Origin of the sequence: Clostridium sartagoforme AAU1 (assembly GCF_000401215.1) — a bacterium.
GTDB lineage: Bacteria > Bacillota > Clostridia > Clostridiales > Clostridiaceae > Clostridium > Clostridium sartagoforme.
This window is the reverse complement of record NZ_ASRV01000037.1, coordinates 35,141-42,251: the sequence shown is the minus strand read 5'-3', so window position 1 is coordinate 42,251 and position 7,111 is coordinate 35,141. Positions and strand designations below refer to the sequence as shown.

Genomic DNA, 7,111 nt, shown 5'->3' with positions numbered 1-7,111 from the left:
GAATATTTATGGATAAGGATATAAAAAATTTATTAAAGGATTATTCTAAAAATAATATGCCTGATTTGTGGGATAAGATAGAAAGTAAACTATATTATAAAAAAAGAAGATAAATAAAAAATTATTAATTATAGTAGCAAGTATAAGCTTTGTTTTTACTATAGGGATGGCTTGTAAAAGTATTTTTATGAATAATAATATAAGTAATGAAAATATAAGTGATAGTACTACTTCTAAATTTGAAATTGCAAATAAAATTGAAGTTTTAGAAGATTTAGATCTAGAAAAAACTTTAAAAGATAAAATGGTATTAGGTTCATCTTTAGAAAATAGTTATGCAGATGATTCAAGATTTATAAATTATGAAACTGAAGCAGAAGCCATAGTTTATGGAAAAGTTATTGATGTAAAAGGTTATGTTAAATTTGGCCATATGATTTTTAGTGATATAATTATTAAAGTTATAAATGACTATAAAAATAATATTTCTAAAGAAAATACTATTACTATTGGGGTTCAGGGCGGAGAGTTAAGCTATTATGATTTTATAGCACAAGCTGATCCACAATTAATTGATAAAAGAGGATACAATAATATTGAAGATAAAACTAAAAAATTCATAGAAACTTGGGATGGGCTTCCGGTCTATAGAGTAGGAGAATACGTACTTATTTATGCTAACTCTATTATTAATGATGAATATTATAAAAAAAATCTAGATGAAGGCATAAGCTATGAATACTATCCTCTAAAGCAACTATATGTTGATCCAAATACAAGAGAAGTGTTTGAATATAAATATGATTATGAAAACGGTAATAAGCTTATTAAAGAATATGTAAAATCATTAGATTCTTTAGAAAATTAGAAGGTATGAGGTGTGTTATGAGAAAAATATTTTTAATTATATCGTTGTTAATGCTGACTTTAATGTCTGGGTGTAATTCAGAGGGGAAAGACCAATATATAAATAATAATAACCCAATGACACAAGACGAAAATATTAAGGTAAGTATAGAAAGTGATACTATATTATTTTACAATGAAGAAGTAACTTTTACTCCTATAATAGATGGTGATTTAGATAAAGAAGTACAGTATCACTGGATTCTTCAGGATGATTCAGGAGACAAAGATATATATGGTTTTGTAAGTACTGAAGGGCTTAGTTATAATATTATTAATTCAGGAGAAGCTGTTAAATTTGCACAATATGCAGAAGTAAGTTATGTAGATGATGCTTATAGCGAAATAAAAGTAATATTGCAAATAGAAGAAAAAGATACTAATAATATTATAGGTAAAGATGAGTTAACTATTATAAATAGAGCAGGAGTATACTTTGTTAAGGCTTCAAAAGCAGAAGATCTTCAGGATGAAATATTGAAATCAGAAAAATCAAGAGTATATGCAGAAATTTTTGATATAGTATGGGAAACTGATAAAGGATTAAATAGTAACGTTAAATATATAAATGTAGATACAAGTACATTTGAAAATTTCAGTGAAGAAGATAAAGTACAATTATTTGATTATCTAGCTAAGAAATACAATGCAGCTATAATGGACAAAAATTTTCAAGAATTAGAAGGTGAAGGATATATTAAAAACTTAACTTTTATAGACGGTATAAACTTTAAAGTTAATGAATATATAAAAAATACAGAAAATGAAATTTCTTTTGAGGGAACAAAGTGGGCTTCAGGCCTGGGCGCTATTGGCTTTACTACTAAGGCAGAAAAAGTTAATGGTATTTGGAAAATAAAAAAGTGCAGTATGACTTGGATTAGTTAAAGAAAATACAAATTATATAAGTATCTTAATTAGTATATATAAATTAAAAAGTCCTTTATAGTGAAAAAAAGCTATAAAGGATTTTTTTATCAATAATAGAAAATTTAGAGGAGTCAGGTAGTAATAAAGTTTTTTGATTAATTCAATGATTAGTTATTCTTGTAGCTAGATATAAAGTTTTTAATAAATATACTTAAAATATAATAAAAAAACTATTTGTTGATAGATATGTATGTTTTATATACGAAATATTAAGTGTAAGAGAAATTTAAAAAGACAGGCCTGTATGGAAAAGGGAGGTAAATAATGAGGATTACAGAGGATAACTTCATTAGTCAGCTGAAAATGAAGAATGAAAAATCTTTAGATTATATTTTGGATAATTATGGCTGGATAATTAAGTCTATTGTAAAGAAGCATTTATATAATCTAGAAAGTTTTCAAGATGAGTGTATAAATGATGTATTATTAGCTGTTTGGTATAACGTAGAAAGTTTTGATGAGGGTAGAGGACAGTTTAAGAACTGGCTTGCAGGAGTAACAAAATTTAAATGTTTAGATTATAAGAGAAAATACTTACAAGAATTATTATATCAAAATATTGATGACTTAGATATAAGTGTTGAAGATACAGCTAATAAAGAAATCATAAAAAATGAATTGAATGAAGAAGTTGAGAATATGTTAAATAACCTTAAAGCTGATGATAAGAGTTTATTTATGAAACTTTATGTTGAGGAAAAAAATATTGATGATATAAGTATTGAAACAGGGTTAAAGAGAGAAGTAATTTATAATCGGATATCTAGAGGAAAGAACAAAATTAGAAACTTATTTAGATTAAATGAAAGTAGGTGTAAATTATGAGTAAAAATATCTATGATATTTTAAATGATTATAATATTAATTTTGATGAACTTAAAGAAGAAGGATTTAATGATATAGAGAAAAAGAAAATAAAATGTAATATTAAAAAATCTATTAATAAAAATAGTGAAAAAAGTAGTATGAGGAAAAAAATTATTATAGCAGCAACATTGGTAGGGATTATCTCTATTGGACTTATAAGAACTGATGTTGGAGCTACGGTAGTTGATAATATAAAGAAGGCAAGTTATGATATAGCAACATTCTTAGGAATAAAAAAGGATTTATCGCCTTATAAAACGGTTGTAAATAAAACTTTAAGTAATTATGAATTAGAAATTCAATTAAATGAAGTTATCTTAGATAACGATGAATTAATAATCTCTTCAACATTTAAACCCAAAGATACAAAATTAGAGGGTAAGTCAATTTCTCTTTTACCAGAGATAATTGTAAATGGGGATCCATTGGGAGTAACTAGAGTAGGTGGCTTAGGAGAAGTTGTAGATGAATCTGGATATTCTGCAGCAATAGAATGTTCTTTTAAAGAAGAGGAATTTAATGGAGATTTGGATATAAAAATTATTTATAGAGATATGTTTATAGATCAAGAATTTAAACGTACTGAACCTATTACTTTTGAGTTTACTACAAGTAGTGAAGAATTATCAAAAAATACTAAGAAAATTGAACTTAATAACAGATTTATATTAGAAAATGGTGCGGAGCTAAAGTTAAATAAATATACTTCAAATGCAATTAGTAAGAAGATTTACTATTCTATAGATCGTAAGAATAATGAGGAAGTACCGTATTATATAGAGTTAAAAGGGAAGGATAATGAAGGAAATGAAATGATTTTTAGACTTAATAATGGGACTAGTGGTGGAGGAGTATTAAAACTAGATAATAAAGAATCAAAAATTAGTGAAACAGCTACATCTATTACTCTTACACCTTATTTAATACAATTTCCTGTAGAAAGTAATAAAAGTAATAATGATATAGAAGAAATAAATGATAATAATTTACTACAAATAGGTGAAGAATTTTCAATTCAAATTAATTAGTAATAAAATAAGGGAATCGCGTTTAGTGATTCCCTTATTTTATATGTAACTATTTGATTTAAATTGCGAAGCAATTTATAAATGAAAAGTTAAGAGGGAAAGAGTGAAAAGTTGAGGATGTTTTGCTACGCAAAACTTGAAATATATAGGTGCGAAGCACTCTTTATTCCAAAATCCTGTAAGGATTTTTTCCATAACTATTCACTTTTTCACTCTTTCCCTTTTCACTATTTTGCTTCGCAAAATATAACTACTCTTCATCAATTCCAAAGAAACTAAGTCCAGTAAATATAAGAAAAGTTAATGAAATTATAACTAGATTTTTAATAATAAATAAATCATTTAAAAAATTATTTGTAAATAATCTAAGAACCATAAATATTAGTACTGATAACAGTAAAAATATACTTATATTACTTTTAGATAAATCTAAATATATATGTTTTTGAACTTCTCTAAGATTTATAAATAAACTTACACTAGATGTTATGAATATAGTTATACCATAACCCATTATATTAACACCTGGAATACCTATAAATATAAATAAACATACAAGCTCTAGAATTGAAACTATTAATGAATTTCTAAGTATTACTCCTTGTTTATTTAATCCATTTAGAATTCCAAACATGGTGCTGGAAGTAAAGAAAATAGGAGCACTTAATGAAGCAATTCTTATATACTCACCTAAGTCACCTCTACTATAAAACATTTGTCCTAAGGAATCAGGAATTATATTACAAATTATTGTTGTAGCAAGTCCAAGCAAAAAGGCAATTTTCATTATTTTTTTTATTCTAACTGTAGCATTATAATAATCACCTCTACTTAATGTCTCTGATAAATCAGGGACAATAAGAGAATTTATAGACATAATAACTATCATAGGAAAAGTTACTATTGTTAAAGCCATTCCAGTAAACTTTCCTATCATTCCTAAAGCTACTACAGGATCAAATCCAATAGCAACTAATCTTCTAGGAACTAATAAAGTTGATGCTGTTCCAAATAAATTTCCAAGAAAACCGTTAATGCATAAAGGAAAAGCAATTATAAATACATTAAATAATAATTGCGATGCCCTCTCTGGTTTTGCAGTTGATAAAGGAGCTTTTCTTGATATATTTTTATAATAACAAAATAAAAGAATTAAACTTTGCAGCTCACCTATTGCTAAGGATATATAAGCTAATGTAACTAAAGAAGTAATTGAAGTAGCTTTAAACATATAAATTAGTAAGGCGATAGTAACTATACGCATTGCCTTTTCTAGAATATCTATAAATGAAGGAACTACTATTTTAGAAACTCCATAAAAATAACCTTTTAATATATTAGATATAGCTATAAAAACCATTGCAGGACAAGTTACTCTAATAGCATTAACAGTTCTCATATCATGTATACCATATTTACTTATGTAAGGAGCTAAGAAAAATACCATTACTCCTATGGCAGCTGCCCATATTACATTAAAACTTGCAACCGTTTTTATAGTTTTATTTATATTGTTATATTGATTTTTAGCTTTATAGATAGCGGATACTTGAGATATAGCAGCTATTATTCCAGCGGTCATAAGGCAAATAAAAAGGTTGTATATAGGCATTACTAAACCATAAAGCCCTATTCCCACAGGTCCTATAAGTTTTGATAAGTAAATTGAAAATATAAAACCTAAAACCCCAGTTGTTATATTGGATATTGTAAGAAGAAATGAGTTTCTTACAAAACTATCTTTTTCCAAATTCTATCACCCCCAATTAGCCACATGAAAATAAATAATAGGCTAGCATACTGGTCTATTATTTATTTGATTGTGCCTTAATACACTTATATCTATTCCTAAAGAAATTAAAATATGCCACAACTAAATATTAAGAAAATAAATAAGTGAAGGAAAATAAATCATTATAAAAGTAATAATTTATCTATTTGGAAATATAAATTAAACATAAATAGAAAATTAGGGGGAGCACATGAAGAGGTTTATTAAATTTTTACTTGTTTCGATTATAGTAGTAACTTTAGCTTTTGGAATTTTTAAGGTTAAAAATAAATATAATTTAGATATTTTAAATAATAATGTAAATTGGTCAATAAGCCTTAAAGGATGTGAGGGAGCCAAAAGTTTTGACTTTGATGAAGATGGAAATTTATATTTAGCTTTTGAAGATACAATTAGGGTAGTAAATAAAGAAGGAAATGATGAATTAATTATAAAGGAGAGCAAATTTAATATACTAGATATACTATATCATAACAATGTATTATACATAGCTACAGATAACAGAATATTAGAATATAGCATTGATACAAAAACTTATAAAGAAATTGTAACAAGCATACCTAATAATGGAATTAATAAAAAAATAAATTTATTACTAAATGAAGATAAACTTTATTTTTCAATAGGAAGCAATACAAACGCTGGAGTAGTAAACTCCAAAAGTGAGGCTTTTGACATAGCTACAAGTCCATGGATATTAACTGGAAACAATTATGGAGAAGGAAAGACAGGAGCCTTTTCCCAATATTCTGTAAGCACTGAAGTTGGGGAAGGTGTAGAATCACAGAAAATAGGTAATGCAGCTGTACTCTCATACAATATAAAAAATCAAGAAATAAACTTATTTGCACATGGAATCAGAAATATAAATGGATGGGATATTGATAGTGAAGGTGAGATTAAAGCTATAATTGGAGGCATGGAAGACATACCTCCTAGAAATATAAAAGATGATAAAGATTATATATATAATTTACAAAAAGACAATTGGTATGGTTGGCCTGATTATAGTGGAGGAGATCCAATAACATCCCCAAGATTCACAGATTCTATAAAACAAGAATTTTTGATAAAAAATCATGTTGATAAAAATCCGGCAGCACCTATATATCAAGATAGCGATGTATCATCGTTACAAGGTTTAGCTATAGATAAAGATGGAAAGTGTTTTGATAAAAACACGGTTATATTTGGGAATAATAAAAAAGGATTTATATATGCACTAAGTAAAGAAGGAGTTGCAAGAGAATTAATATCCTTAGATGAAAGAAGCAAAGTGGAAAAATAATATTTTATAAAGATGGATTTTTATTTTAGATAGCAAAGCTGGGTGCTTATATAACCTTAAATTGAATGATACAAATACAATATTTAAATTGCCAAAAATATTTTGGGTTTTTTCAATAGTATTCATATTAGTAATAATTGTATCTATACTAATAAAAAATAGAGATACAAAACTTAATAAAAAAATGTAGACTAAAAAGGTTATTACGCAATGAAAAAAATTGTGTAATAGTCTTTTTAACTTTTTAGAAAAATTATTAATAAAATATGTAAATAGAAAATATAAATATAACATAGAAGG

General features: G+C 26.0%; 6 protein-coding genes. 5 read left to right on the top strand and 1 reads right to left on the bottom strand.

All coding sequences use genetic code 11. From position 1 onward, the window contains the following. Window positions 1–187: 187 nt before the first annotated feature. From A500_RS03455 to A500_RS03440, 4 genes are all read left to right on the top strand, one after another. Window positions 188–868, top strand: a complete 681-nt coding sequence (locus A500_RS03455) for a hypothetical protein (protein ID WP_016206200.1) — start codon at window positions 188–190, stop codon at window positions 866–868. 17 nt (window positions 869–885) lie between these two features. Beyond that, the gene (locus tag A500_RS19335) at window positions 886–1,794 is read left to right on the top strand and encodes a hypothetical protein (protein WP_016206199.1); all 909 of its coding nucleotides are present in this window, start codon (window positions 886–888) and stop codon (window positions 1,792–1,794) included. A gap of 306 nt (window positions 1,795–2,100) precedes the next feature. Next, window positions 2,101–2,661, top strand: coding sequence for a sigma-70 family RNA polymerase sigma factor (locus tag A500_RS03445; RefSeq protein ID WP_016206198.1), 561 nt, complete (start codon window positions 2,101–2,103; stop codon window positions 2,659–2,661). After that, on the top strand, window positions 2,658–3,731 hold the full coding sequence (locus A500_RS03440) for a DUF4179 domain-containing protein (protein ID WP_016206197.1): 1,074 nt from the start codon (window positions 2,658–2,660) through the stop codon (window positions 3,729–3,731). Before A500_RS03445 ends, A500_RS03440 begins: the two co-directional genes overlap by 4 nt. Before the next feature lie 250 nt (window positions 3,732–3,981). On the opposite strand, the gene spoVB is transcribed toward A500_RS03440, so the two are convergent. After that, window positions 3,982–5,481, bottom strand: a complete 1,500-nt coding sequence (gene spoVB, locus A500_RS03435; RefSeq protein WP_016206196.1) for a stage V sporulation protein B — start codon at window positions 5,479–5,481, stop codon at window positions 3,982–3,984. Between the two features lie 232 nt (window positions 5,482–5,713). Here spoVB and A500_RS03430 point away from each other — a divergent pair, with 232 nt between their 5' ends. Further along, window positions 5,714–6,811, top strand: coding sequence for a PQQ-dependent sugar dehydrogenase family protein (locus A500_RS03430; protein WP_016206195.1), 1,098 nt, complete (start codon window positions 5,714–5,716; stop codon window positions 6,809–6,811). Window positions 6,812–7,111: the final 300 nt, after the last annotated feature.

Coding starts and splice junctions, on each gene's coding strand:
- A500_RS03445 (WP_016206198.1), top strand. CDS start 2,101: ATGAGGATTACAGAGGATAACTTCATTAGTCAGCTGAAAATGAAGAAT.
- A500_RS03440 (WP_016206197.1), top strand. CDS start 2,658: ATGAGTAAAAATATCTATGATATTTTAAATGATTATAATATTAATTTT.
- A500_RS03455 (WP_016206200.1), top strand. CDS start 188: ATGAATAATAATATAAGTAATGAAAATATAAGTGATAGTACTACTTCT.
- A500_RS03430 (WP_016206195.1), top strand. CDS start 5,714: ATGAAGAGGTTTATTAAATTTTTACTTGTTTCGATTATAGTAGTAACT.
- A500_RS19335 (WP_016206199.1), top strand. CDS start 886: ATGAGAAAAATATTTTTAATTATATCGTTGTTAATGCTGACTTTAATG.